This window comes from Streptomyces sp. H27-H5 (assembly GCF_026627505.1).
Taxonomy (GTDB): Bacteria; Actinomycetota; Actinomycetes; order Streptomycetales; family Streptomycetaceae; genus Streptomyces.
In genome coordinates, this window is record NZ_JAPNLK010000049.1 from 17,323 (window position 1) to 41,320 (window position 23,998).

General features: G+C 71.2%; 26 protein-coding genes. 18 read left to right on the plus strand and 8 right to left on the minus strand.

The window, feature by feature from the left end; all coding sequences use genetic code 11:
* Positions 1-126: 126 nt before the first annotated feature.
* From OTB19_RS23745 to OTB19_RS23755, 3 genes are all read right to left on the minus strand, one after another.
* The gene (locus OTB19_RS23745) at positions 127-1,566 is read right to left on the minus strand and encodes an amino acid permease (RefSeq protein ID WP_267800383.1); all 1,440 of its coding nucleotides are present in this window, start codon (positions 1,564-1,566) and stop codon (positions 127-129) included.
* A 217-nt stretch (positions 1,567-1,783) separates the two neighbouring features.
* Entirely contained in the window at positions 1,784-3,328 is a 1,545-nt protein-coding gene (locus tag OTB19_RS23750) for an APC family permease (RefSeq protein WP_267800384.1), read from the minus strand.
* A gap of 38 nt (positions 3,329-3,366) precedes the next feature.
* Entirely contained in the window at positions 3,367-4,305 is a 939-nt protein-coding gene (locus tag OTB19_RS23755; protein ID WP_267800385.1) for a hypothetical protein, read from the minus strand.
* Between the two features lie 209 nt (positions 4,306-4,514).
* Here OTB19_RS23755 and OTB19_RS23760 point away from each other — a divergent pair, with 209 nt between their 5' ends.
* Positions 4,515-4,946: an ASCH domain-containing protein gene (locus OTB19_RS23760; RefSeq protein WP_267800386.1), complete on the plus strand. Its 432-nt coding sequence runs from the start codon at positions 4,515-4,517 to the stop codon at positions 4,944-4,946.
* Between the two features lie 92 nt (positions 4,947-5,038).
* Here OTB19_RS23760 and OTB19_RS23765 read toward each other — a convergent pair whose 3' ends face one another.
* On the minus strand, positions 5,039-6,694 hold the full coding sequence (locus OTB19_RS23765; RefSeq protein WP_267800387.1) for an FAD-binding dehydrogenase: 1,656 nt from the start codon (positions 6,692-6,694) through the stop codon (positions 5,039-5,041).
* Between the two features lie 84 nt (positions 6,695-6,778).
* Here OTB19_RS23765 and OTB19_RS23770 point away from each other — a divergent pair, with 84 nt between their 5' ends.
* The 8 genes from OTB19_RS23770 to OTB19_RS23805 all read left to right on the plus strand — a co-directional run bounded on the left by OTB19_RS23770 (position 6,779) and on the right by OTB19_RS23805 (position 13,380).
* On the plus strand, positions 6,779-7,300 hold the full coding sequence (locus OTB19_RS23770) for an NUDIX hydrolase (protein ID WP_267800388.1): 522 nt from the start codon (positions 6,779-6,781) through the stop codon (positions 7,298-7,300).
* 9 nt (positions 7,301-7,309) lie between these two features.
* A complete protein-coding gene (locus tag OTB19_RS23775; protein WP_267800389.1) occupies positions 7,310-7,708 on the plus strand; it encodes a YidH family protein in 399 nt (132 codons plus the stop codon).
* Positions 7,705-8,034 (plus strand): DUF202 domain-containing protein, encoded by a 330-nt coding sequence (locus tag OTB19_RS23780; protein WP_267800390.1) that lies wholly within the window; start codon positions 7,705-7,707, stop codon positions 8,032-8,034. Before OTB19_RS23775 ends, OTB19_RS23780 begins: the two co-directional genes overlap by 4 nt.
* Before the next feature lie 105 nt (positions 8,035-8,139).
* Entirely contained in the window at positions 8,140-8,436 is a 297-nt protein-coding gene (locus OTB19_RS23785) for a hypothetical protein (RefSeq protein ID WP_267800458.1), read from the plus strand.
* 175 nt (positions 8,437-8,611) lie between these two features.
* A complete protein-coding gene (locus OTB19_RS23790) occupies positions 8,612-9,523 on the plus strand; it encodes an MBL fold metallo-hydrolase (protein ID WP_267800391.1) in 912 nt (303 codons plus the stop codon).
* Positions 9,524-9,707: 184 nt separating this feature from the next.
* Positions 9,708-10,751: a phosphotransferase family protein gene (locus OTB19_RS23795; RefSeq protein ID WP_267800392.1), complete on the plus strand. Its 1,044-nt coding sequence runs from the start codon at positions 9,708-9,710 to the stop codon at positions 10,749-10,751.
* 10 nt (positions 10,752-10,761) lie between these two features.
* Entirely contained in the window at positions 10,762-11,991 is a 1,230-nt protein-coding gene (locus OTB19_RS23800) for an acyl-CoA dehydrogenase family protein (RefSeq protein ID WP_267800393.1), read from the plus strand.
* Between the two features lie 189 nt (positions 11,992-12,180).
* Positions 12,181-13,380 carry a S8 family peptidase gene (locus tag OTB19_RS23805; RefSeq protein WP_267800394.1) on the plus strand — a complete coding sequence of 400 codons (1,200 nt, stop codon included), beginning with the start codon at positions 12,181-12,183 and terminating at the stop codon, positions 13,378-13,380.
* A gap of 123 nt (positions 13,381-13,503) precedes the next feature.
* On the opposite strand, the gene OTB19_RS23810 is transcribed toward OTB19_RS23805, so the two are convergent.
* The 4 genes from OTB19_RS23810 to tnpC form a co-directional block, all read right to left on the minus strand.
* Positions 13,504-14,112, minus strand: coding sequence for a TetR/AcrR family transcriptional regulator (locus tag OTB19_RS23810; RefSeq protein ID WP_267800395.1), 609 nt, complete (start codon positions 14,110-14,112; stop codon positions 13,504-13,506).
* Positions 14,113-14,179: 67 nt separating this feature from the next.
* Complete coding sequence (locus OTB19_RS23815; protein WP_267800396.1) at positions 14,180-15,868, minus strand: AMP-binding protein; 1,689 nt, start codon at positions 15,866-15,868, stop codon at positions 14,180-14,182.
* Positions 15,861-16,283 carry a hypothetical protein gene (locus tag OTB19_RS23820; RefSeq protein ID WP_267800397.1) on the minus strand — a complete coding sequence of 141 codons (423 nt, stop codon included), beginning with the start codon at positions 16,281-16,283 and terminating at the stop codon, positions 15,861-15,863. The genes OTB19_RS23815 and OTB19_RS23820 overlap by 8 nt, the downstream gene beginning before the upstream one ends.
* A gap of 33 nt (positions 16,284-16,316) precedes the next feature.
* Entirely contained in the window at positions 16,317-17,726 is a 1,410-nt protein-coding gene (gene tnpC / locus OTB19_RS23825; RefSeq protein ID WP_267800398.1) for an IS66 family transposase, read from the minus strand.
* A 166-nt stretch (positions 17,727-17,892) separates the two neighbouring features.
* Here tnpC and OTB19_RS23830 point away from each other — a divergent pair, with 166 nt between their 5' ends.
* The 9 genes from OTB19_RS23830 (at position 17,893) to OTB19_RS23870 (ending at position 23,989) form a co-directional block, all read left to right on the plus strand.
* Entirely contained in the window at positions 17,893-18,063 is a 171-nt protein-coding gene (locus OTB19_RS23830) for a hypothetical protein (protein ID WP_267800399.1), read from the plus strand.
* Positions 18,064-18,284: 221 nt separating this feature from the next.
* The gene (locus tag OTB19_RS23835; protein WP_267800400.1) at positions 18,285-19,103 is read left to right on the plus strand and encodes a phiSA1p31-related protein; all 819 of its coding nucleotides are present in this window, start codon (positions 18,285-18,287) and stop codon (positions 19,101-19,103) included.
* 104 nt (positions 19,104-19,207) lie between these two features.
* A complete protein-coding gene (locus OTB19_RS23840) occupies positions 19,208-19,447 on the plus strand; it encodes a hypothetical protein (RefSeq protein WP_267800401.1) in 240 nt (79 codons plus the stop codon).
* Positions 19,447-20,307: a YqaJ viral recombinase family protein gene (locus tag OTB19_RS23845; protein ID WP_267800402.1), complete on the plus strand. Its 861-nt coding sequence runs from the start codon at positions 19,447-19,449 to the stop codon at positions 20,305-20,307. Before OTB19_RS23840 ends, OTB19_RS23845 begins: the two co-directional genes overlap by 1 nt.
* A 9-nt stretch (positions 20,308-20,316) precedes the next feature.
* On the plus strand, positions 20,317-21,279 hold the full coding sequence (locus tag OTB19_RS23850; protein WP_267800403.1) for an AAA family ATPase: 963 nt from the start codon (positions 20,317-20,319) through the stop codon (positions 21,277-21,279).
* Between the two features lie 70 nt (positions 21,280-21,349).
* Positions 21,350-21,715, plus strand: a complete 366-nt coding sequence (locus tag OTB19_RS23855; RefSeq protein WP_267800404.1) for a hypothetical protein — start codon at positions 21,350-21,352, stop codon at positions 21,713-21,715.
* Positions 21,712-22,011, plus strand: a complete 300-nt coding sequence (locus OTB19_RS23860; RefSeq protein ID WP_267800405.1) for a hypothetical protein — start codon at positions 21,712-21,714, stop codon at positions 22,009-22,011. Before OTB19_RS23855 ends, OTB19_RS23860 begins: the two co-directional genes overlap by 4 nt.
* Entirely contained in the window at positions 22,008-22,811 is an 804-nt protein-coding gene (locus tag OTB19_RS23865) for a hypothetical protein (protein WP_267800406.1), read from the plus strand. Before OTB19_RS23860 ends, OTB19_RS23865 begins: the two co-directional genes overlap by 4 nt.
* Complete coding sequence (locus OTB19_RS23870; protein ID WP_267800407.1) at positions 22,811-23,989, plus strand: DNA cytosine methyltransferase; 1,179 nt, start codon at positions 22,811-22,813, stop codon at positions 23,987-23,989. Before OTB19_RS23865 ends, OTB19_RS23870 begins: the two co-directional genes overlap by 1 nt.
* The last annotated feature ends 9 nt before the right edge of the window (positions 23,990-23,998 follow it).

Here is a 23,998-nt window from a genome sequence, read left to right on the forward strand (position 1 = left end):
TCGGAACATGGGAACATCCCATGTTTGAGGAAGCAAGTCGCCGCCGGTCCCCCCTCGGAAAGCGAGCGGCCCCCCGCGCCGGGTCGGAACTCCGGTGCGGGGGGCCTCGCGGGCGGGTCGGGCGGGTCAGCGGCGGGCGGCGGCGATCTCCGCCACGCGGCGGCGGACCAGGAACCAGCCGCCGACCAGGGCCGCGCCGATGACGGGCACGAACATGACCGTGGTGCGGCCCACGCCGCCGTCGGACCACATCAGGACCAGGACGGTGACGAGGAAGACCAGGGTGACGATCTGGGTGTAGGGGGCCCAGGGCAGTCGGTAGGCGGGGCGCTCCACGCGGCCCTGCCGGGCGCGGCGCCAGAAGTGCAGCGAGCAGAGCATGACCATGGCCCAGGTGCCCAGGATGCCGAGCGAGGCGAAGTTCAGGACGATCTCGAAGGCGTCCTTGGGCATGAAGTAGTTCAGACCGACGCCCGCGACGCCGAAGGCCGCGGTGAACAGCACGCCGCCGTAGGGGACCTTGCCCTTGTTCATGACGCCGGTGAACTTCGGCGCGGAGCCGGACATCGCCATCGAGCGCAGGATCCGTCCGGTGGAGTAGAGGCCGGAGTTCAGGCTGGAGAGGGCAGCGGTGAGCACGACCAGGTTCATGATGCCCGCGGCGCCGGGGATGCCGAGCTTGTCGAAGACCGTGACGAAGGGGCTCTGGCCCTCGGAGTACGAGGTGTAGGGGAGCAGCAGGGCGAGCAGGACGACCGAGCCGACGTAGAAGATGCCCACGCGCCACATGATCGAGTTGATCGCCTTCGGCATGATCTTCTCGGGGTTCTCGGTCTCGCCGGCGGCGACGCCGCACAGCTCGACGGAGGCGTACGCGAAGACGACGCCCTGGATCACCAGGAGCATCGGGAGCATGCCGACGGGGAAGAGGCCGCCGTTGTCGGTGATGGAGGACAGGCCCGGGGTGTGCCCGTCGATCTCGTGGCTGGTGGCGACGAGGTAGATGCCGACGAGCAGGAAGATCGTCAGGGCGGCGACCTTGACCAGGGAGAACCAGAACTCCATCTCGCCGAAGTACTTCACCGAGATCAGGTTCGCGGTGAGGACGACGGCGAGGGCGACGAAGGCGAGGACCCACTGGGGGACGTCGGTGAACATCGCCCAGAAGTGCGCGTAGGTCGCGGCGGCGGTGATGTCCGCGACGGTGGTCGTGGACCAGTTGAGGAAGTAGAGCCAGCCCGCGGTGTAGGCGCCCTTCTCCCCCATGAACTCGCGCGCGTACGAGACGAACGCGCCGGAGGAGGGGCGGTACAGGACGAGCTCGCCGAGGGCGCGCACCACGAAGAAGGCGAAGACGCCGCACACCGCGTAGGCGATCGCGAGGGAGGGGCCGGCGCCGGCGAGCCGGCCACCCGCACCGAGGAACAGGCCGGTGCCTATCGCCCCGCCGATGGCGATCATGTTGATGTGGCGGGACTTGAGGTCCTTGCTGTAGCCCTCGTCACCGGCGTCGACATGCGGGGAGGGCGCCGTGGCGGGAGCCTCGGCCAAGGTGCGGTCACTCATGTACTGACTTCGCCTTCGTGGGTGGGACAGGCAGGTCAGAACCGCCGCGCGGGAACGTTCTGTGGTGTCTCCGGCGCCGCGGTCCGTGTGTGGTCGCCCCAGGAGACCATGAGGCTCCGCTACCCACCAAAACCCGGTCCATGTGCGCGGAAGCCCCCGACGACCTTGGAAAGGGGTGTCGGGGGCTTCTTTGGAGCTGGAATGCGTGGCGGCGAGGTCAGTCCCCCGGGGTGGGGTCCGCGGCCTGGTCGAGCCGGAAGGCCTCGTTGCCGAGACCGATCCGGGCGTGCGCGTCGGGGCGGCGGGACTTGAGCGCCAGCCCGTGGACGAGGCCGCCGGCGGCGGCCAGTCCGATGATGCCGGGCAGTACCCAGCTGAGCACGGAGCCGTCCTCGGCGCCGACGAGGACGGCGAAGTCCTTGACGGTGTAGACGGCGATGAACAGGAGTGCCAGACCGGCCGCGCCGGCCGCGACGAGCCGCCAGACCTGGGCGCCGGCGGTGCCGCGGCGGACGAAGAAGGCGATCACGGCGAAGGAGGCCGTGGCCATGAGGAGCGTCACACCGAGGGCGCCCACGCTGCCCATCCAGGTGAACAGGTGCAGCACGGGGGCCGTGGGGTCGCCGGCCGGGCCGTCGTCGGTGACGGCGAAGGCGAGGACCACGATCGCGGCGATGGCGGTCTGCAGCAGCGAGCCGGTGCCGGGGGCGCCGGTGCCGGCGTTGGTACGGCCGAAGGCGGCCGGGAGGAGGCCCTCGCGGCCCATGGCGAAGGCGTAGCGGGCGACCACGTTGTGGAAGCTGAGCATCGCCGCGAACATGCCGGTCACGAAGAGGACGTGCAGGACGTCGGTGAAGCCGGCGCCCAGGCGGCTCTCGGTGAGCGCGAAGAGCAGGCCGGGGCCGGCGTCGGCGGCGGTCTTGACGACGTCGGCGGGTCCGGTGGCGACGGTGAGCGCCCACGCGCTGAAGGCGAAGAACAGGGCGACGAAGCCGACGGCGAGGAACATGACCCGGGAGACGACGATGTGCGGCTTGCTGGTCTCCTCGGCGTAGACCGGGGACTGCTCGAAGCCGACGAAGGCGGCGATGCAGAAGCACAGGGCGGTGCCGAGGCCGGCGCCCGTGAGGGTCTCGGGGTTGAAGGCGTGCAGCGAGAGGCCTTCGGGGCCGGGCTTGCCGAGGGCGGCGACGTCGAAGACGACGACGAGCGCGCATTCGATGAGGAGCAGGACGCCGAGCACCTTGGCGTTGAGGTCGATCTTGAGCCAGCCGAGCGCGCCGGTGGCCGCGACCGCGATCAGGGCCGGTATCCACCAGGCGAGTTCGACGTCGAGGTAGGTGGCGAAGAGGCCGGAGATCTCGAAGCCGAGGATGCCGAAGACGCCGACCTGCATGGCGCTGTAGGCGATGAGGGCGACGAAGGAGGCGGAGGCGCCGGCGGTGGGGCCGAGGCCGCGCGCGATGTAGGCGTAGAAGGCGCCGGCGTTGTGGACGTGCCGGCTCATCTCGGCGTAGCCGATGCTGAACAGCGCGAGGACCGCGCCGAGCACGACGAACAGCAGCGGCTGACCGACGATCCCCATGACGCCGAAGATGGTCGGCATGACACCGGCGACCACCATCAGGGGGGCGCTGGCGGCGAGTACGGAGAGCAGCAGCCCGGCGGTGCCGAGGCGGCCGGCGCGCAGGGCCCGGTCCTGGCCCTTGTACGTGCGTATCTCGGCGGGGTCGGTGAGCGTGGCGGATCTGCCCGTCGCCATGGTGGCGTCCTTTCGGGGAGGGGACTGGGGGTGTCCTGCTAAGCGGTGCCCAGCGCCGCACTGCGCGCGGCGAGGAACGCCTTGTGCGGATCGAGGTCCGGATACGACCAGGGCGCGGGGGTGGCGTGGCGGCCGATCCGGTGGAAGAGGGCGGCGGCCTCGGCGGAGCGTCCCTCGGAGAGCTTGGCGTGGGCGAGGTAGTTGAGGTCCACCCGGTTGCGGGGGTGGTCGTCCCGTTCCCATTCGAGCCACCAGTCGAAGGCGGAGCGCAGTACCTGGCGGGCGCGGCGGCCGGACCAGTGGGAGACGGCCCCGCCGGGTCCGCCCGTGGCGGCGAGCACCCGGTAGCGCTCCGCGTGGGCGATGACGGGGAGCACGGCGAGCGGGGAGTCGGCCGGGGACTCCTCGGCCGCCCAGGCGGCGAAGTCGTAGACCTCGTGGAGCGGGTCGAGGCCGCCGTCGGGCGTGCGCTCGGCCAGCTTGGCGACCATCAGGTGGTGGGCGTGGTGGTGCTCCCGGTGGCGGGCCCGGACCTGGTCGAAATGGCGGCTGAACTCCTCCTCGGTGCCGAAGGCACGGGTGAGCAGGAGCAGGGCGAGCCAGGGGGTGGGGTCGGCGGGGAGCAGCGCGGCCGCGCGTCGGCAGGCCTCCTCCGCCGCCTCGGGTGTGCCCTTGCGGCGCAGGGCGGTGAAGACGGTGGCGCAGGCGAGGAGGGTGGCCGCGTCCGCGCTGTGGGGTTCGGCGAGCAGCCATTCGCGGGCCCAGGCGGTGGCGGCCGGGGTCTCGGCGAGGACGACGACGCGGTGGCCCCGACGGTCCCAGTCGTCGGCGGTGCCGACGAGGAGGGTGCGTGCCTTGGCCCATCGACCCTGACTGAACTGGCTGCGGACGTCGACGAGTTCCGTGTCGCACAGGGCGGGGTCGAAGAGCTGGGCGTCCCTTTTGCGGGCGCGGCCGAGGGGCGGCGGAGGGGGCATCCGCGGGTTCCCTCCAGGACACGGGAGCGGGTGGGTGAGGGGATCGGGCCGGTGTGTTGCCGGATGATCACGCACAGCAAAGCGGTACGCACTGCTCCGCGTCAAGGTCCGGTCCAGGGGGTGGCGGGTTTCAACTGGTTTGACGGTGCGTGGAGTTGAGGGGGAATTCCCTTTCGTGGGTCGGCGGCGCCGTGCATAGGGTGGGACGCATGACGACGTACGACGATCTCCCTCCGTGCCTCCTGGGCTTCCCGGGGCCGCTGCGGGACGCCTTGGTGGCCGCGGTGCTCAGCGGGGCGAAGACCGCGACCACGGGGCTGCTGCCCGAGTACGAGGCCGAGGGCGCGCCCTTGCCGGCGCCGGGCGACCGCTCGGTGTTGGTGGATTCGCTGGAGCGCCCGGTCGCGTTGGTGGAGGTGACCGGGGTGCGGGTGGTGGCGCTCGCCGAGGTGGACCTGGCGCACGCGCTGGACGAGGGCGAGGGGTATGCGACGGTGGCCGAATGGCGCTCCTCGCACGAGGGGTTCTGGCACAGCGCGCCGATCCGGGAGGCGATCGGCGACCCGGGGTTCACGGTGGACGACGACACCCGGGTGGTGCTGGAGCGGTTCCGGGTGCTGGAGTTGTTGCCTTCCACCTAGTGCTGTCGTCGAAGTGGCCCCTGTCGTACCTTCCCGGGTGCGTCGGGCGGGCCGGCCGACCGGACCGCCCGACGGTGTGCCTCGCCGCCCGGTCAGCTCACCGCCTTGGCGGCGGCGCGGCCCGCCGCGCGGCCGGAGAAGATGCAGCCGCCGAGGAAGGTGCCCTCCAGGGCGCGGTAGCCGTGTACCCCGCCGCCGCCGAACCCGGCGGCCTCGCCGGCCGCGTACACGCCGGGGAGCGGATCGCCGGAGGCGCCCAGGACGCGGGAGGAGAGGTCGGTCTCCAGGCCTCCGAGGGACTTGCGGGTCAGGATGGAGAGCCGGACGGCGACCAGCGGGCCCGCCTCGGGGTCCAGGATCCGGTGCGGGGCGGCGGTGCGGATCAGCTTGTCGCCGAGGTACCTGCGCGCCCCGTGGAGGGACATCACCTGGAGGTCCTTGGTGAACGGGTTGAGGATCTCGCGGTCCCGGGCCACGACCTCGCGGCGCACGGTGGCCTCGTCGAGCAGGTCCTCCCCGGTCACGGCGTTCATGCCGCGCACCAGGGCGGCCAGGTCGCGCTCGACCACGAAGTCGGCGCCGTTGTCCATGAAGGCCTTGACCGGGCCGGGCACGGCCTGTCGGGCGCGGTCGATGACCTGGCGGATCGATTTGCCGGTCAGGTCGGGGTTCTGTTCGGAGCCGGAGAGACCGAACTCCTTGCCGATGATCCGCTGATTGAGGACGAACCAGGTGTGGTCGTGCCCCGTCTTCATGATGTGGTCGAGGGTGCCGAGCGTGTCGAAGCCCGGGAAGAGCGGCACGGGCAGCCGCCGGCCCGTCGCGTCCAGCCACAGCGAGGACGGGCCGGGCAGGATGCGGATGCCGTGCTTGTTCCAGATGGGGTCCCAGTTCTGGATGCCCTCGGTGTAGTGCCACATCCGGTCCTTGTTGATGTGGCGGGCGCCCGCGTCCTCGGCGATGCCGAGCATCAGGCCGTCCACGTGCGCCGGCACCCCGGACAGCAGCCGCTCGGGAGGAGTGCCGAGGCGGGCCGGCCACTGCTTGCGCACGAGGTCGTGGTTGCCGCCGATCCCGCCGCTGGTGACGATGACCGCCTGGGCCCGCAGGGAGAACGCGCCGACGCTCTCACGGCCGCTCGCGGCGCCCCGTACGGCGTCGGAGGGTTCCAGGATCTCCCCCGTGACGGTGTCCAGGACGCCGCCGGTGCGGGAGAGCCCGGTGACCTTGTGGCGGAACGCCAACCGGACCAGGCCGCGGGCAACGCCGGCGCGGACCCGCCGCTCGAAGGGCTCGACCAGGCCGGGGCCGGTGCCCCAGGTGATGTGGAAGCGGGGGACGGAGTTGCCGTGGCCGTTGGCGTCGTAGCCGCCGCGTTCCGCCCAGCCGACGACGGGGAAGAAGCGGACCCCCTGGGCGTGCAGCCAGGGCCGCTTCTCGCCGGCCGCGAAGTCGACGTAGGCCTCGGCCCAGCGGCGCGGCCAGGCGTCCTCCTCCCGGTCGAAGCAGGCCGTGCCGTGCCAGTCCTGGAGGGCGAGGTCGCGGTGGTCCTTGATCCGCATCCGGCGCTGTTCGGGCGAGTCGACGAAGAAGAGGCCGCCGAAGGACCAGTGCGCCTGACCCCCGATGGACTGCTCCGGCTCCTGGTCCAGCAGGATGACCTTGCGGCCCGCGTCGACGAGCTCGGCGGTGGCGACGAGGCCCGCGAGCCCCGCTCCGATCACGATCACGTCTGCGTCGTACGTCATGCGCTGCCCGTCCTCCGGTCGGTGGTGGGGCAGATCCTTTGCTACGGAGCGGTAACCAGTCAACAGCGAAGAGGGGACGAACCCGTGAGTGCCTCCGATGAAGTACTGGACGTGGTGGACCGGGACGACCGGGTGACGGGCAGTGCCCCGCGCGGGGAGGTGTACGCCCGGGGGCTCCTCCACCGGTGTGTGTTCGTGCAGGTCAGGGATGCTCGGGGGCGGATCTTCGTGCACCGCAGGACCGACTCGAAGCTGGTGTTCCCCTCACACCACGACATGTTCGTGGGCGGGGTGCTGGGCACCGGGGAGAGCTATCCGCACGCGGCGCTGCGGGAGGCCGGGGAGGAGTTGGGGGTGACCTCGTTGGCGCAGCCGACGCCGCTGTTCAAGTTCCTGTACGAGGGTCCGGGCGGGGCCTGGTGGTCGTACGTGCACGAGGTGCGCTGCGAGGCGCCGGTGCGGCCGCAGGAGTCGGAGGTGGCCTGGCACGCCTGGCTGTCCGAGGAGGAACTGGCGGAGCGGGTGGCGGACGGCGGGTGGTCGTGGGTGCCGGACGGACTGGAGGCGTACCGGCGGCTGCGCGCGCACCGGGAGTCCCGCCAGTAGATTGATCAGGTGATCGACTTCGTCAAGGACGTGCGCCTCTGGTTCGCACCCGAGAGGCTGGGGGACGAGGGCGAGACCCCCGACTACCGATTCTCGCTCGCCAACGAGCGGACCTTCCTGGCCTGGATCCGCACCGCGCTGGCGCTGGTCGGCGGCGGGTTCGCGGTGGACCAGTTCCTGCCGGACCTGCGGTGGGGCGTACGGGTCGGGATGGCCCTCGCCCTCCTGGCGGTGGGCGCGGCCTGCGCCCTGCGGGCGGTGAACCACTGGGCGCGGTGCGAGCGGGCGATGCGGCGGGGCGAGGACCTGCCGCTGTCGCGGTTCCCGGTCGTGCTCAGTCTGGGGGTCGGTCTGGTGGCCGTGGTGATGATGGCGGTCGTGCTGTTGGGCTGGACGGCCCCGCGGTGAGCGGCCCGGGTCCGGGCCCGGCCGGGGGCCGCGACGCCGGGCTCCAGCCGGAGCGGACCCGGCTCGCGTGGCGGCGTACGACGCTGGCGTGCTCGGTGACGGCGGTCCTGGCGCTGCGCCAGGCGCTGCGCGGATCCGGGTCCCCGGTGGAGGTGGCCGGGGTGGCGATGATCGTGCTGCTGTGGCTGGCGTTCCTGGGGGTGGCGCACCGAAGGATCCGGGCGCTGGCGGCGTACCGTCCGGCGCCGTTGGCGCCGCGCTCGGCGGTGGGGGCGGCGTTGTGCACGCTGGCGCTGGCGGCCTTCGCGGTGGCGGTGATCCTCTGAGCCGATGAAGGGATGATCCGCCTGGCGCGTTCCCGCTCGGACACGCGAGGGAAACCAGCGGCACAAAAGGGGTGATCTCGGATGATTCGCACTAGCCTCGGCGCCATGACGACCCTGCACCACGAGCACCCCACGCACGCGCACGCGCACGGCCCCGGCTGCGGTCACACCGAGGTCGAGCACGGCGATCACGTCGACTACGCGCATGACGGCCATCTGCACCGGGAGCACTCCGGCCACTGGGACGAGTGCGAGACGGACGAGCACACCACCCACGAGGGCCACCCGCACGCGCACGGCGCGGACTGCGGCCACCAGAGCGTCCGACACGGCAATCACGTCGACTACCTGCACGACGGGCACCGGCACGCCGAGCACGACGGCCACTACGACGACCACTGACCGACGCGTTCCCCGGCCCGCCTCCCCGGGCCGTCCCGCCGGTCCGCCCGCCCCCGACCCGAGTCCCGGTCGGGGGCGGGGTCCGTCGCCGCTCCCCCTCACCCCGCCCTCCCCGCGCTCCGTCACGGCCGGCAGGATGCCCACGGCCCGTCAACGCGACCCGGGGAGCACGCAGATGACCGTCGAAGAGCCGTACCTCGTCCAGCCCGCCGCCGGCGTCCACGCCTACGTCCAACCGGACGGGGGCTGGTGCCTGAACAACGCCGGCTTCGTGAGCGACGGCGGCCGGACGCTCCTCGTCGACACCGCGGCCACCCGGCGCCGGGCCCTGGCGCTGCGGGAGGCCGTCGCCTCGACCGGGGTCCCGATGCCGCGCACGGTCGTGAACACCCACCACCACGGCGACCACACCTACGGCAACGGGGTCTTCGCCCCGGAGGCGCTGATCCTCGGGCACGACAACGCGCGGGCCGAGCAGCTCGCCGCCGGGCACCAGCTGGAGATGATCTGGCCCACGACCGACTTCGGCGCCGTGGAGATCGTCCCTCCCGATCTCACGTACAACGACCGGACGACCCTGCACGTGGGTGACATGGAGGTGCGGGTCATCCATCCGGGCGTCGCCCACACCACCGGCGACTCGCTCGTGTGGCTGCCCGGGCAGCGGGTGGTGTTCACCGGGGACCTGGTCTTCGCGGGCGGCACCCCCTTCCTGGCGATGGGCTCACTGTCCGGCTCGCTGCGGGCCATGGAGCTGCTGCGCTCCCTCGACGCGGAGACCGTGGTCCCGGGCCACGGGCCGTTGACCGACCCCTCGGCGTACGAGGCCACCGAGCGGTACCTGCGTCACGTCGCCGAACTCGCCCTGGAGGGACGGGCGAAGGGGCTGACCCCGCTGGAGACGGCGCTCGGGGCGGACCTGGGCGAGTTCGCGGCCTGGCGGGAGAGCGAGCGGCTGGTGGCGAACCTGCACCGGGCGTACGCGGAACTCGCCGGGGAACCGGAGGGGGCCCCGTTGGACATCGTGGCCGTGCTCCGGGACATGACGGTGATGAACGGCGGCACCGCGATCCTCTGCCACGCCTGATCCGGGGAGGTCGGCCGCCCCGACGAGGCTCGCCCCCCCGGCTCGCCCCCCGCCCCGACAAGTCCCGACACGCCCCGGCGTGTCGGGGCTTGTTTCGGCGTACCCTCTGGACGGCATACCGACTGGTCGGCATGATGACTCTCGTCCGTTCCGTCACCGTCCATCCCGTACGGAGGTGCGCACCATGACCCCAGCGCCAGAACCGACCCCGACCGGCCCCCCGGGCCTCGATCCCGAGCGGCTGCGCGGTCACCTCGACGCCGCGCTCCCCGGACTCGTGGCGGGACCGCTCACCGGCCACCTCATCGAGGGGGGCCGCTCGAACCTCACGTACGCGGTCACCGACGGGGCCGCCCGCTGGGTGGTGCGCCGCCCGCCCCTCGGCCACGTCCTGGCGACCGCCCACGACATGCGGCGCGAGTACCGGGTCATCGCGGCCCTGCACGGCACGGCCGTGCCGGTGCCCGAGCCGGTGCTGCTGTGCGAGGACGACTCGGTGCTCGGTGCGCCGTTCTACGTGATGGAGCACGTGGACGGGGTCCCCTACCGGACGGCCGAGCAGTTGTCCGCCCTCGGCCCCGACCGCACCCGACGGGCCGTGCTCGGCCTGGTGGACACCCTGGTCGACCTGCACGCCGTGGACCCGGACGCCGTGGGCCTGGGTGACTTCGGCCGCCCCGAGGGCTTCCTCGACCGGCAGTTGCGCCGGTGGGGCAAGCAACTCGCGGCCTCCCGCGGCCGGGAACTCGCCGGGATCGACGAACTGCACGGCGCGCTCGGCCGGGCCCTGCCCGACTCCCCCGCCCCCACCGTGGTGCACGGCGACTTCCGGCTCGACAACGTCCTGATCGGCGGACCGGACGACACGATCCGGGCGGTGCTCGACTGGGAGATGTCCACGCTCGGCGATCCGCTGACCGACCTCGGGCTGCTGGTGATGTACAGCTCGGACCTGGGCCTGACCGCCTCCCCCGTCAGCACGACCAGCGGGGCGCCCGGCCACCCCTCCCCCGCGGAACTGGTCGAGCGGTACGCCGCCCGTTCGGGTCGGGACACCTCCGCGATCGCCTGGTACACCGCCTTCGCCTGGTTCAAGCTCGCGGTGATCCTCGAAGGCATCCACTACCGCTTCACGCTCGGACAGACCGTCGGAGCGGGCTTCGACCGGATCGGCGAGCTGGTCCCGGTCTTCATCGAACACGGTCTGCACACCCTCCAGGAAGGCTGAGGAACCCCGCATGGACTTCGCATTCGACTCCCGGACCGAGGAACTCCGCGAACGGCTGCACGCGTTCATGGAGGAGTACGTGTACCCGGCGGAGGCCGTCGCCGCCGAGCAGCGCGCGCGGCTGGCCTCGCCCTGGGACACCCCGGCCGTCTTCGGTGAACTGAAGGCCGAGGCGCGTCGCCAAGGCCTGTGGAACCTCTTCTTCCCCGGCGAGCGGTACGGCGCCGGGCTGACCAACCTCCAGTACGCCCCGCTCGCCGAGATCACCGGGCGCAGCCCGCACCTGGCGCCGATGGCGACGAACTGCGCCGCCCCGGACACCGGGAACATGGAACTGCTCGCCCAGTTCGCCGACGAGGAGCAGCGCAAGCGGTGGCTGGAGCCGCTCCTGGACGGGGAGATCCGTTCGGCGTTCGCCATGACCGAGCCCGACGTGGCCTCCTCGGACGCCACGAACATCGAGACCCGCATCGAGCGTTCCGCCGGCGGCGACGAGTACGTGGTCACGGGCCGCAAGTGGTACATCTCCGGGGCGATGAACCCGGACTGCAAGATCTTCATCGTCATGGGCAAGACCGACCCGGACGGCGCCGATCCGCGCCGCCAGCAGTCGATGATCCTGGTCCCGCGCGACACCCCGGGAGTGGAGGTCCGCCGCGCGATGACGGTGTACGGGTACGCCGACCACGACCACGGCGGGCACGCCGAGGTGGTGTTCCACGGGGCGCGGGTGCCGGCCGCGAACCTGATCGGCGAGGAGGGTTCGGGCTTCGCCATCGCCCAGGCCCGGCTCGGCCCGGGGCGAATCCACCACTGCATGCGACTGATCGGCATGGCGGAGCGGGCCATCGAGTTGATGTGCGAGCGGGCGAGCGGACGTACCGCCTTCGGCAGGGAACTGGCCTCGCAGGGCGTCGTGCAGAACTGGATCGCGGACGCCCGGGTCACCGTCGAGCAGTTGCGGCTGCTGGTGTTGAAGACGGCCTGGCTGATGGACACCGTGGGCAACCGGGGCGCGCACACCGAGATCCAGGCGATCAAGATCGCGACTCCGCGGGCGGTCGTGGGGATCCTCGACCAGGCGGTGCAACTGCACGGCGCGGGCGGGGTCAGTCAGGACTTCCCGTTGGCCGAGTTGTGGGCGGCGGCGCGGACGCTGCGGTTGGCGGACGGTCCGGACGAGGTCCATCAGCGTTCCCTGGCCCACCGGGAGTTGAGGAAGCACGCGGGGCGGGCGTGAACGTGACGTGTTCGTGCGGGAGTTCCGGCGAACATGTGTGCACGGTGAAGACGATGCGGGGGGTCTTTTAAGAAACCTTGTTGAAAAAGCCCTGAAGGCGGGTGCGATCTTGATTTGCGCCTGTCAATCGGAACAGGGTTCTCCAGAAGGTTTGACGCCCCACACGTCAACACGAGGAGAACCCTCCACATGGCAACTCACAAGCGTTCGCGCGGTTTCCGGTACGCGGCAGTCGCCACGGGAGCCGCCACCGCGGCCGCCGTGACCCTGCTCGCGACCCCCTTCGCGGGGGCGGCGACACCGGCCGAGGGCACGGTCTACGGACTGGGAGCGCCCGGCGCGATCAGCGGAAGTTACGTGGTCATTCTCGACGCGGCCGCGGACAAGGAGCAGCTCGCCGACAAGTACGGCGGCGAACTGCAACGCACCTACACCTCCGGGGTCAACGGCTTCTCGGCCTCCGGCCTCAGCGAGACCGAGGCCAAGCGACTCGCGGCGGATCCCGCCGTCGGCAAGGTCGTGCAGAACAAGAAGTTCCACATCAACGCCACGCAGGACAACCCGCCTTCATGGGGGCTCGACCGGATCGACCAGGCCAAGACGGCGGGAGACAAGAAGTACGACTACCCCGACACCGCCGGTGAAGGGGTGACCGCGTACGTCATCGACACGGGCATACGCGTGAGCCACAAGGACTTCGGTGGCCGCGCCACGCACGGCTTCGACGCGGTGGACAACGACGACAGCGCCGACGACGGCAACGGTCACGGTACGCACGTGGCCGGCACCATCGCCGGTACGGAGCACGGCGTCGCCAAGAAGGCAAAGCTGGTCGCGGTGCGGGTACTCGACGACAACGGTTCCGGTTCCACGGAGCAGGTCGTCGCCGGCATCGACTGGGTCACCAAGAACCACAAGGGTCCGTCCGTGGCCAACATGAGCCTCGGCGGCGGTGCGGACGAGGCGCTCGACGAGGCGGTGAAGCGCTCGATCGCCTCGGGCGTCACGTTCGCCGTCGCGGCGGGCAACGAGTCGACGGACGCCGGGCAGGGCTCCCCCGCCCGTGTCCCGGAGGCGATCACCGTGGCGTCGAGCACCATCGACGACGCGCAGTCGGACTTCTCCAACTTCGGCTCCGTGGTGGACCTGTACGCGCCGGGCTCGGACATCACGTCCGACTGGAACGACAGTGACAGCGGCACCAAGACGATCTCCGGCACCTCCATGGCCACCCCGCACGTGGTCGGTGCCGCGGCCGTCTACCTGGCGGGACACCCGTCGGCGACGCCGGCCGAGACGGCCACCGCGCTGACCGGTGCGGCCACCGCGGACGCGGTGACCAACCCGTCGGCGGGTACCGCGAACAAGCTGCTCAAGGTGACCCCGTAACGGGTGACCGGCAGACCTGAACCGGTCCGCCCCCCGACCGCCCCTCCAGGGGCGTGTCGGGGGGCGGGTCGGTTCGTTCGTGTGCGGGGCGGGTGCGGGCGTGAGGGGGGATCCCCGCCCGCCTCAAGGGCGCAGCGCGCGCAGCAGCAGGTCGGCGAGGTGATCGGCGACCTGCTGCGGCGTGAGCGGGCCGTCCTCCCGGTACCAGGTGGACAGGTGGTGCACGGAGCCGAAGTGGTAGTCCACCACCAGGTCCGCGGGCGTCGCGGTGGAGAACACCCCCGTGCGCTGCCCTTCCTCGACCAGTGCCCGGAAGCGCTCGTGATAGCGCCGACGCTCGGCCCGCACCTGCTTGAACTTCTCGGGGCTGAGCTGGTGCATCGACCGGAAGAAGATCATGGCGTCGTCGAGGTTCTCGATGGTGGTGACCACCACGTCGGCGGCCGCGGCGCGCAGCCGCTCCTCCACGGGCGCCCCGGAATCGGCCACCGCGTCCAGGCGCTGCTGCTGGAGGCGCAGCATCCGCGCGTACACCTCGTGCAGCAGGTCGTCCTTGGACCCGAAGTAGTGGTAGAGCGCGCCCTTGGTGACCCCGGCCGCCTCGACGATCTCCTGTACGGAGGTGCGGTCGTAGCCGCGTTCGGCGAACAGCCGGGTGGCGACGGCCAGCAGTCGCTGCGGCACCGGTGCGTCGCCGGTGCCCTCGGACTCCGTGGTGGTCTTGGCGGCCATGGCTCTCGCCTTCCTTCCTGATCCCTCGCCCGTTGTGGGGCGACGTCGTGCGACCGTCCGACTGTTTTCAGCCGCGTTCGCGCAGTTCCCGTCGCAGGATCTTGCCACTGCTCGTCTTGGGAAGGACAGGCAGGATCTCCACCTGCCTCGGGTACTTGTACGCGGCGATGCGCTCGGCGCAGTACGCGGACAGCTCGGCGGGCTCGACGCGGGCGCCGGGGCGCAGGCTCACGTAGGCCTTCACGCTTTCCCCCCGGTAAGGGTCGGGGACCCCGACAACGGCCGCCTCGTGTACGTCGGGATGGGTGTACAGCACGTCCTCGACCTCGCGGGGCCAGACCTTGAAGCCGGACGCGTTGATCATGTCCTTCTTCCGGTCGACGACGTACAGCCAACCCTCGGAGTCCATGAACCCGACGTCCCCGGTGCGCAGTTCGCCGTCCGGGAAGGCCTTCGCGGTCTCCTCGGGCAGTCCCCAGTAGCCGGGGACGACCTGGGGTCCGCGGACGGCGATCTCCCCCGTCCCGCCGATCGGGACCTCGACGCCCCGCTCGTCGAGGATGCGTACGAGGGTGTCCGCGCCCGGGAGGCCGACGGAGAGGGTGCCGGAGACCGGGTCCACGGGGGCTTCGAGGTGGACGGGTACGGAGGCGCAGGGCGCGGTGCACTCGGTGAGCCCGTAGCCGTTGCGCAGGTAGAAGCCGAAGCGGGCGCGCAGCCGCTCGACGAGGGCCGGCGGGAGCGGGGCGCCGCCGGAGGAGACCACCCGGAACGAGGCGAAGTGGTCGGGGGTCGCGGCGGGGTGGGCCGCCAGGGCCATGAAGGCGGTGGCCGGGCCGACGGTGTAGGCGGGGCGGTGTTCGAGGAAGGCGTCGAGGACGGCGCCGGGTTCGAAGCGGTGGGCGAGGACGAGGGTGCCGGCGTTGACGAAGCAGGCGGCGAGCTCGCAGACCAGGCCGGTGATGTGGAAGAGCGGGGCGAGGGCGAAGTAGCCGGCGCCCTCGGGGAGGGGGTGGCCGGTGACCTGGCGGGTCGCGTTGTGAGTGAGGGCGCCGTGCGGGTTCAGGGCGCCCTTGGGGGTGCCGGAGGTCCCGGAGGTGTAGCTGATGAGCGCCGTGTCGGAAGCGGTGAAGCACGGGTCGGGGGGCGCGGGCCGGCCCTGGCGGGCCACCGCGGTGAAATCGGCGGCCTCGACGGACGGCCCGGCCGCGCCGGGGGCCGGGGCGGCTTCCGCGACGGGGGACGCTTCCGGGACGGGGGCCGCTTCCGGGACGGGCGCCAGGACGCGTGGGTCGTCGCGCGTCTGGAAGTCCCGGTCGCGGGCGGTGAGCGCGACGCTGACGCCGGTGCCGCGGACGCTCTCGCGGAGGTACCCGGTCCAGGCACGGACGTCGCAGACCAGGGCGACGGCGCCGGAGTCGCGCAGGATGTGGCCGACCTCGCCGGACTTGTACATGGGGTTGAGCGGGACGACGATCCCGCCGGCCTTCCAGGCGCCCAGCACGGCGAGCACGAAGTGCGGGGTGTTCTGGAGCATCACGGCGACCCGGTCGCCGCGCCCCACGCCCCGCGCGGCGAGGTGACCGGCGACCGAGTCGGAGAGCGCGTCGACCTCGGCGTAGTCCAGCCGGCCGTCGAAGTAGGCGAGGGCGGTGCGTCCGGGGGCGCGGGCCACGGCCGCCCGGAAGGCGTCCGGCACGCTGACCGGGGGCGTGATGGGCGCGCGTTGGGCGGCGCTGAGGCGGTAACTACTCACGTCTGATGGGTTCGAGGCCGAGGGAGGGGCAGCGGATCTCTCCGGTGGTGAAGCGGCCTGTGGGGGCGTCGAGCTGGACGATGATGCTCTGCCCGGCCCATCCGGTGACGGTGCCGGTGGCGCCGTGTAGGTAGAGGGGCCGGATCTGGTGGTTGAGCCGGACGCGGTCTCCGGGGGCGAAGGCGGCCAGGGCCTTGATGGTGTGGCCGGTGGTGAGGTGGTGCTGCCGTTGGCGGATGGCGATGGCGAGTTGAGGCAGGTGCGCGTCGAGGGCGCCGGTGGCGATGAGTCCGATCAGGGTCTCGAGTTGGCCTGGGGCGAGGGTGTCGGGCCCTGTGTTCCTGTGGGAGGCCGGTTCGATCGCTCCGGTGGGGCGGGCCGGTCGGGGCTGGGGGCGGCGGTTTTTCTTGCTCATGGTGGTCCAGCGTGCCGTATCTCCGTCCGGGGTTCAGGCCGGGAGGGGCGGGAGCCAGGGCTCTCCGGCGAAGAGGTCGCGCAGGACGGTCATGGGGTTGAGGCCGTGCTTGCGGGCGGTGGACAGGTAGGAGCGCACGAGGAGCCAGCGGTTGGCGCCGTCCAGGGTGCGCCAGCCGCCGGAGACCTTCATCTGGACCTTGGCCATGCGGATGTCCTGCTCGGCCTGGTTGTTGGTGAAGGGGACGTTCAGGTCGTGAAGGAAGCGCAGGATGTCGCCCCGCCTGCGCTGGAGGCGGTCGGCGAGCTGCCGGGCGAAGATCTTCTTCTGGCCGGGTGGCGGGTCGGGGTTGGCGGAGCGTCCGCAGCGGACGGCGTGGTCGAACTGTTCTTCCAGGGCGCGGATCTCGTCGTGGGCCAGGGCTGTCCGGCCGGCCTGGCGGGCGGTGTGGGCGGCGTTGTTTCCGGCGGTGAGGGCGTCGTGGGCTGCTTTCGCCCAGGTCTGGCCGTTCGGGTCGGTGTGGTGGACGCCGTCGAGGTCGCGCAGGATGTGCGCGTTGCACAGGGCCCGGGCGGTGCCGTACTTCAGGTAGGAGCTGAAGGCGTCGGTGACCAGGGTGCCTGTGAAGTGCGGCAGGACTCCGGCGTCGGCCATGGCGGCCTTGCCGCGCTTGGGATGGGCCTTGTACCAGGTCAGCCGGTCGGTGCAGGCGACGTGGACCCAGTGCAGGGACGCCGCGGCGCGGATTCCCGACTCGTCGAAGTGCGCCACGTCCGCGCTCTGCAGCAGCGCGACGACGTGCTCGCCGAACGGGGTCAGCCGGGCGGCGGCCCGCACGAGGGCCGCCTGCACGAACCCCTCCGACAGGCCGGCACCGTGCAGATCGGCCGCACCGAGCGCGGCCCGCAACGACGGGACGTGTTGCTGGACGAGCTGGTAGACCGCCAGGGCGTGCACTCCCGGCCCGTACTGCGTCGGGGCGTTCACCCCGTCCGGATCGGCGGCCCGGGTGGTGCGGCCGCAGGTGCAGCGGACCTTGAGCATTCGGTGCTCGGTAACGGTCAGGCGCGGGTCGGGCAGGTCGAAGACCTGTGACCGGGAGAACCCGACGGTCGGATCACCGTCGGCCAGGGCGATTCCGCAGCCGGCGCAGGCGGCCGGGCGGTGCTCGATGACGTGATCGGGGTTGGCGACCGGCTCGAGGTTCGTGCCCTCGTGCCCCACCTGGCCGCCGGGCACGCGCCCGGAGGTCCCACGCTGTGAACGCGGCACGGGCTTGCGAAAGGGGCTGTCCGAGGCCGGCGGCTTCGAGGAGTTCGACGAGTCCAGCGCCAACCGCCTCTTCAGCTCGGCGATCTCAGAATCCTGTTCGGCGATCCGGGACTCCTTGGCCGCGAGCTGGGACTTCATCGCCGCCACCTCGGCCTGCAGATCCGCGATCACGCGCACGAGATCGTCATACGACGGACACCGGCGGCTGGAAGCTCCCACGGACAGACCAACGAACCGATCACCCCCAGGTCACACCACCTCGTGAGCAGTCACGAACGACGAGCTCGCCAGCCAGCTGGAGAAGTACGTCGGTCACGAGCCGACCGTCGCCGACGAGATGACCTACCTCACCCGCTGCCTGGACGCCGTGGTCGCGGCCTGCGACGAAGCCGAGAACGACGCCAACCGGTGGGAGAACCCGCTGCCGGTGCCGGAATGGGTGGCCGTGATCCGCAAGGCAGCCAACGGTGGCGTCACCGAAGACGAGCCTGCCGGCGTCCCGCGGTGACCGCCCCGATACCGGACGGGGAAGGCAGCCACCCGGCCACCGCCACCCCGCCCGCCCGCCCGATACGGGTGATGACGCTCGCCGAAGCCGCCCGCCGCGGCCTCCTCTGAACCGTCCGCCGCCTGTGACGCCCCAGACCGGGCGGCGGACGACCCAACGCAGGACGCCCCCGCCGCGGTCAATGCGGCAGGGACGCAACCCAAGCATCCCAGGAGACCCACGTGTCTGTCACCGTCCTCACGGCACCCGAGCTACTCCGCCTACTCGCACGCGTCACCCCGCACATGTCCGATGACGACACCATCCCCGTCCTCTCAGCCGTCCACCTGGAGGCGAGCAACGGCTGCCTGTACGCCTCCGCAACCGACCGCTTCACAATGGCCGCGGCCCGCGTCGCCATCGTCACGGAGGGCGAATGGGCCGGCCCGATCCCCGCCACCGAAACAGACAGCGTCATGAAGTGGCTGCGGGGAGAAGGCAAATCCGCAGTGCGCGTCACGATCACAGCCGACGGGGACTACTTCGAACTCGTCCTGGCCAGCGCCTCCGACGAGATGCGCGTCCTCTGCGACAAGCGGTCCTACGGGAACCCGCCGAACTGGCGAACCCTGATCCGGGCGCAGCTCGATGCGGAGCCTGAACTGGTCCCGGTTACTGGCTTCACGACCGAGTTCCTGGCCCGCTGGCAGTACGCCGACACGGTGCTCATCGGCTGGCAGTCGGCACCGCACCGGGCACTCGTGCTGATGTCTGACGACGCCTCGTTCATCGGCGTGCAGATGCCCGTCCGCACCGAGCAGACCCGAGCCGAGCTGGCCGCGAAGTGGAAGAACGCACTCTCCCCGCTCGCCTACGTCGACGGCCAAAGCTACCGGCTCGACGTCCAGTGGACGGACGCGGACGGCGACCCGTGGGAGTACACCGGTCGGACTCGGAACGGCCAGCCGTTGATGCGGCTCGCGGGCCTCGAATACGCCGAAGTACCCCTCGCCGAGCTGGTCGCGGAGCACAGCCCCCTCCTGCCCGCCCCCGCCGCCTGACCCCCCAAGCCGGCCGTCGAGCGCACCCCTCGCGCTCCGGCCAGGGCCGTCGGCCACCCTCCCCCGCCCGGCCGACGGCCCACCCATCCCTGAAAGGAGTCGTCATGCGCAACTCGCTCACCATCCGGCGCTGGCGAATCGACCTGTACGAGAGCGCGGTCTACATCCAGAAGCAGCCCGACCCGAAGTGCATCGACTGCCGCGGCGAGGGCGACATCACCCGCGGCGCCGACCCCTGGGGCGAAGAGCCCGACCTCCAACCGTGCGACTGCTGGAACCCGTTCCACAGCCTGCGCATCCCGCTCCGCCCCCGCACCGTGATCAACGAGAGGTACCCGTTCTGATGGCCGCCATCGACACCCCGACCGGGATCCTCCTCGGCGAGTTCACCCCCGGCACACCCGAATGGGACGCCGCCCGCGCCGGCCTGTGCATCACCGCAACCGAGATCGCCGCGGTCATGGGCGTCTCGCCCTGGTCCGATCCCTTCGTCCTCTGGCACAAGAAGAGCGGCCTGCGCGTCCCGCCGTTCGTGATGACCCCGCAGGTCGAATGGGGTAACCGGCTGGAGCCTTCGGTCGGCGCCAAGTTCATCGAGAACCACCCCGACCTGGGCCTCGCGCCGACCGGCACCTTCCGCCACCAGGACCGCCCGTGGCAGCGAGCCACACCAGACCTGCTCGGCGAAACTCTGGTGGAGATCAAGACCAGCCCCGTCAGTCACGGATGGGACAACGGCGTCCCCCTCCACTACTACTGCCAGACCCAGTGGCAGATGGACACCCTCGGCCTCGACAGCTGTTACGTCGCGGTCCTGATCTCCGGCCACGACTACCGCGAGTACCTCGTCGAGTACGACGCCGACGACGCGGCGACCATGCGGGCCGCGGCCGAGACGTTCCTCGACGACGTCCGCCACGGACGCCGGCCGCCGATCGAGAACACCGAAGCCGCCTACGACACGATCCGGCTGCAGCCCGACCGGTACGACGAGATCGACGTCGAGGTGCCCGCCACCATCGCGGCCCGCTACGAGATCTGCCGCGACACGAAGGTCGCCGCCGAAGCCGAGTACACCGCTGCGAAGTCCCTCCTCCTCGACGCCCTCGGCAACGGCCGCAACGCCGTCCACCTCGGCCGGCGCATCGCCTACCGAACCGCCCGCGAGGACGGCACCACCATCGCCCTCCAGCCCGCCCGATAGGAGCCCACCATGCCCCGTCTCCAGGGCGCCAGTCATCAGCCCGCAGCCAACGAGTACGACGACGCGCCGTTCGAGTTCCGCCCCGCCAGCAAGGACGGCCAGAAGGCCCGCCTCTCCATTCAGGGACCGTCCGGATCCGGCAAGACCTTCACCGGGCTGAAGGCCAGCGCCGGCTTCGCGGAGGGCAAGCGCTTCGCGGTGATCGACACCGAGCGCGGCGCGGCAGCCCTCTACATCAACGACATCGACGCTCAGTTCGACACCCTCCCGATGCACAGTTACGACCCGCGCAACCTCATCAAGGCACTGGCCGCCGCAGCTCAGGCCGGCTACCCCGTCGCATTCGTCGACTCGCTCAGCCACTTCTGGAAGGGCACCGACGGCACCCTCGACCAAGTCGAGAAGTTCGCCAAGGCCAAGTTCGGCGGCAACACCTTCGCCGGCTGGGGCCCCGGCGGTGACCTGCAGAACGAAATGATCGAAGCGCTCATGGCCTACCCCGGCCACGTCGTCGCGACCATGCGGGCCTCCATCAAGTGGGAACTCGAAGAGGACGAGCGGGGACGGAAAGCCCCGGTCAACAAGGGGATGCGCGCCGAGCAGCGCAAAGGCATCGAGTTCGAGTTCGGTGTCGCCGCCGAAATGAACACCGACAACCAGCTCCGCTTCATCAAGGCCCGTTGCCCCGCCTTCCGCGGTCTCGAACTCGACCGCCCTGACGGCGCCCGTGACATCGCCAAGCCGTACCTCGACTGGCTGCGAGCGGGCGCCAAGGAGATCGACACCACCGTCTGGATCGACGCGGCGGGATCGCCGACCGCCACGCCGGACAGCCTGCTCGCCCTGTACCGCGAAGTCGAGGCGGCCAGCGCACTCGCCACCCCGCTCATGCACCCCGAGACCGGACAGCCGACCAGCCTCGGCGACTACATCCGGATGCGCGGCACCGCCCTCAAGGCCGGCCAGCAGTAGCAACACCCGGGCGGCCCCGCGGGAATCGGGGCCGCCCACCCCAGGACAGCAGATCTGGAAGGACACCGCCATGGCCCGTCAGCTGCAGATATCGACTCCCACCAAGGCCGTCATCAACCCCGCCAAGGGGGAAGCCGCCAAGCGGCGCGGCATGAAGCGCATCGGCCAGCTCGACCCGACATGGGCCTCCGACTGCGACAACGCCATAGCCGAGATGGCCGGCCGCGGCGTCGTCTTCCAGGCCGCCGACCTGATCCGACTGGAGCTCGTCGGGGAACCCCCGCACCCGAACTGCTGGGGCCCCCGGTTCGCGGTCGCCGTCCGCCGCGGCATCATCCGCCACGCCACCTACGGCCAGTCCGCCCGCGCCACAGTGCACCGGTCGATCTGCCACCACTGGATCGGCACCGCCGCAGCACGGAGCGCAGCCGCATGAGCCCCGCCGAGACGGCCGGAGCGTGCGTGATCACCGCCGTCGCACTGATCTGGCTCGGCTTCATCGCCTTCGATCTGTGGCACAAGCCGCGCACCACCCGCAGGTTCCAGGCCACCGCCCGCGCCGCCGCCACCTGGCGTACCGAGGACGACGTTCGGGCCGACCTGGCCGCAGCCCGCGAGGCCCGGCGCCTGGTCGAGCAGCACGCCTTCGACGTCGCCTTTCAGAAGATCATCGCCGCCGAGTACGCCCCGCAAATCCCCCACCAGAACCGCCGGACGGAGGAAGACCAGTGACCAGCAATTCCATCCGCATCGCCCGAAACCGACGCCAGAACCAGAGGCGCGCCCTGAAGGCTCAGGGCATGTGGGACCCCTGGGTCGACGCCGACATCGTCCGGAAGCACATGGCCTCCCTCCGCGAGCAGGGCGTCACCCTCAAGCGCATCGCTGAACTCTCCGACACGCCCCGGGGAGAGATCAACAGCATCACCTACGGAACCGGCCGAACCCACATCCGCAAAGTCCGGACCGAGATCGCCACCCGCATCCTCGCCGTCCGCCCCATCTGGCACGGCATCCCCGACGAGGCATTCATGCCGACCACCGGGCTGGCCCGGCGGCTCCAGGCGCTCGTCGCGATCGGCTGGCCGCCGCCCGTCCTCGCCGAACGCCTCGGTATCCACCTCACCTACCTCAACAAGATCCTGCGAGGCGCCCACCCCCGGGTCACCGGGCGCTTCCACCGAATCGTCGAAGGCCTGTACGACGAACTGTGGAACGTCGACCCCATCACAGCCGACGTTCCTGCCGCGCTCATCAGCCGCGCCAAGTCCCGGGCAGCCGGCCACAACTGGGCGCCCCCCGCAGCGTGGGATGACGAACTGATCGACGACCCGACAGCGCAGCCCTCGGTCTGCGACGACACCCCCCGCTACGTCGCCCACGCCGAAAACTGCCTTGAGCTCGAACGGCAGGGCCACACCCGGGCGCAGATCGCCGAACGTCTCGGCGTCACCCGCGACGGACTCCAGCGGGCCCTCTCCCTCTACCGCAAGAACATCCTCGCCGGCAGCGACATGCGGAAGGCCGCCTGATGTCCGACCTAATCATCGACGGCTTCGCGGGCCCTGGCGGCTGGTCGGAGGGCCTCCGCCTCCTCGGCCTCCGCGACATCGGCCTCGAATGGGACTGGCACGCCTGCAAAACCCGCGCCGCAGCCGGCCACCTCACCATCCAGACCGACATCTCCGCCTACCCCACCGCACCGCTCAAGGGCCGCTCCCGGCGCCAGATCTGGTCCCCGCCCTGCCAGGCCTGGTCCCGCGCCGGCAAGGGCCTCGGACTCATCGACCAGCCCCTCGTCCACCAAGCCGTCCACGACCTGGCCCAGGGGCGGGACACCCGCGCCGAACTGCTGACCGGCTACAGGGACGAGCGGAGCCTCCTCGCCGCCGAACCCATGCGCTGGCTCTACGACCTCCGGCCCGAATGGGTGTGCATGGAAGAGGTCCCGGACGTCCTCACGCTGTGGAAGCAGTACGCCGAATACCTCCGCGGCTGGGGCTACAGCGTGTGGACCGGCATCCTCAACGCCGCCGACTACGGCGTTCCGCAAACCCGCAAGCGCGCCATCCTCATCGCCTCCAGGCTCCGACCCGTCACCGCACCCGAGCCGACACACGCCGAGGACCCCGAATACGACCTGTTCGGTGAATGCCTGAATAACTGGACGTCCATGGCCGAAGCCCTGGGCCTTGACCAGGGCGGCATCGTCAACACCCGCGGTGAACGCAAAACGCCGGGAGGCAACGAGTTCCCGTCCGACGGCCCGTCGCAGGCCCTGACCGGCAGAGCCCGCTCCTGGACGCTCCACACCAACCGGGACCAGCGCGCCGACGGCACACGACAGACCATCGACCCGCAGGACAAACCCGCCCCGACCTTCACATCCAAGTCCGGCGGCCAGTGGGTCCTCGTCAGCAACACACAGGCCAACGCCGCCCGGCGCCGGCTCGACGAACCGGCCAGCACCCTCTTCTTCGGACACCGCGGGAACGCCGTCAACTGGACCGACGGGCAGGAGAAGCGGCCGCTGGAGCTCACCGAAGCAGCCATCTTGCAGTCGTTCCGCGCGGACTACCCGTGGCAGGGCTCGAAGACCAAGGCGTTCGAACAGATTGGGAACGCTGTCCCGCCGCTGCTGGCCGCGCACATCGTCTCGGCCGCCACCGGCATCCCCGTACCACAGCCGGCCGCCGTCACCGCCGCCTGACCGCGGCAC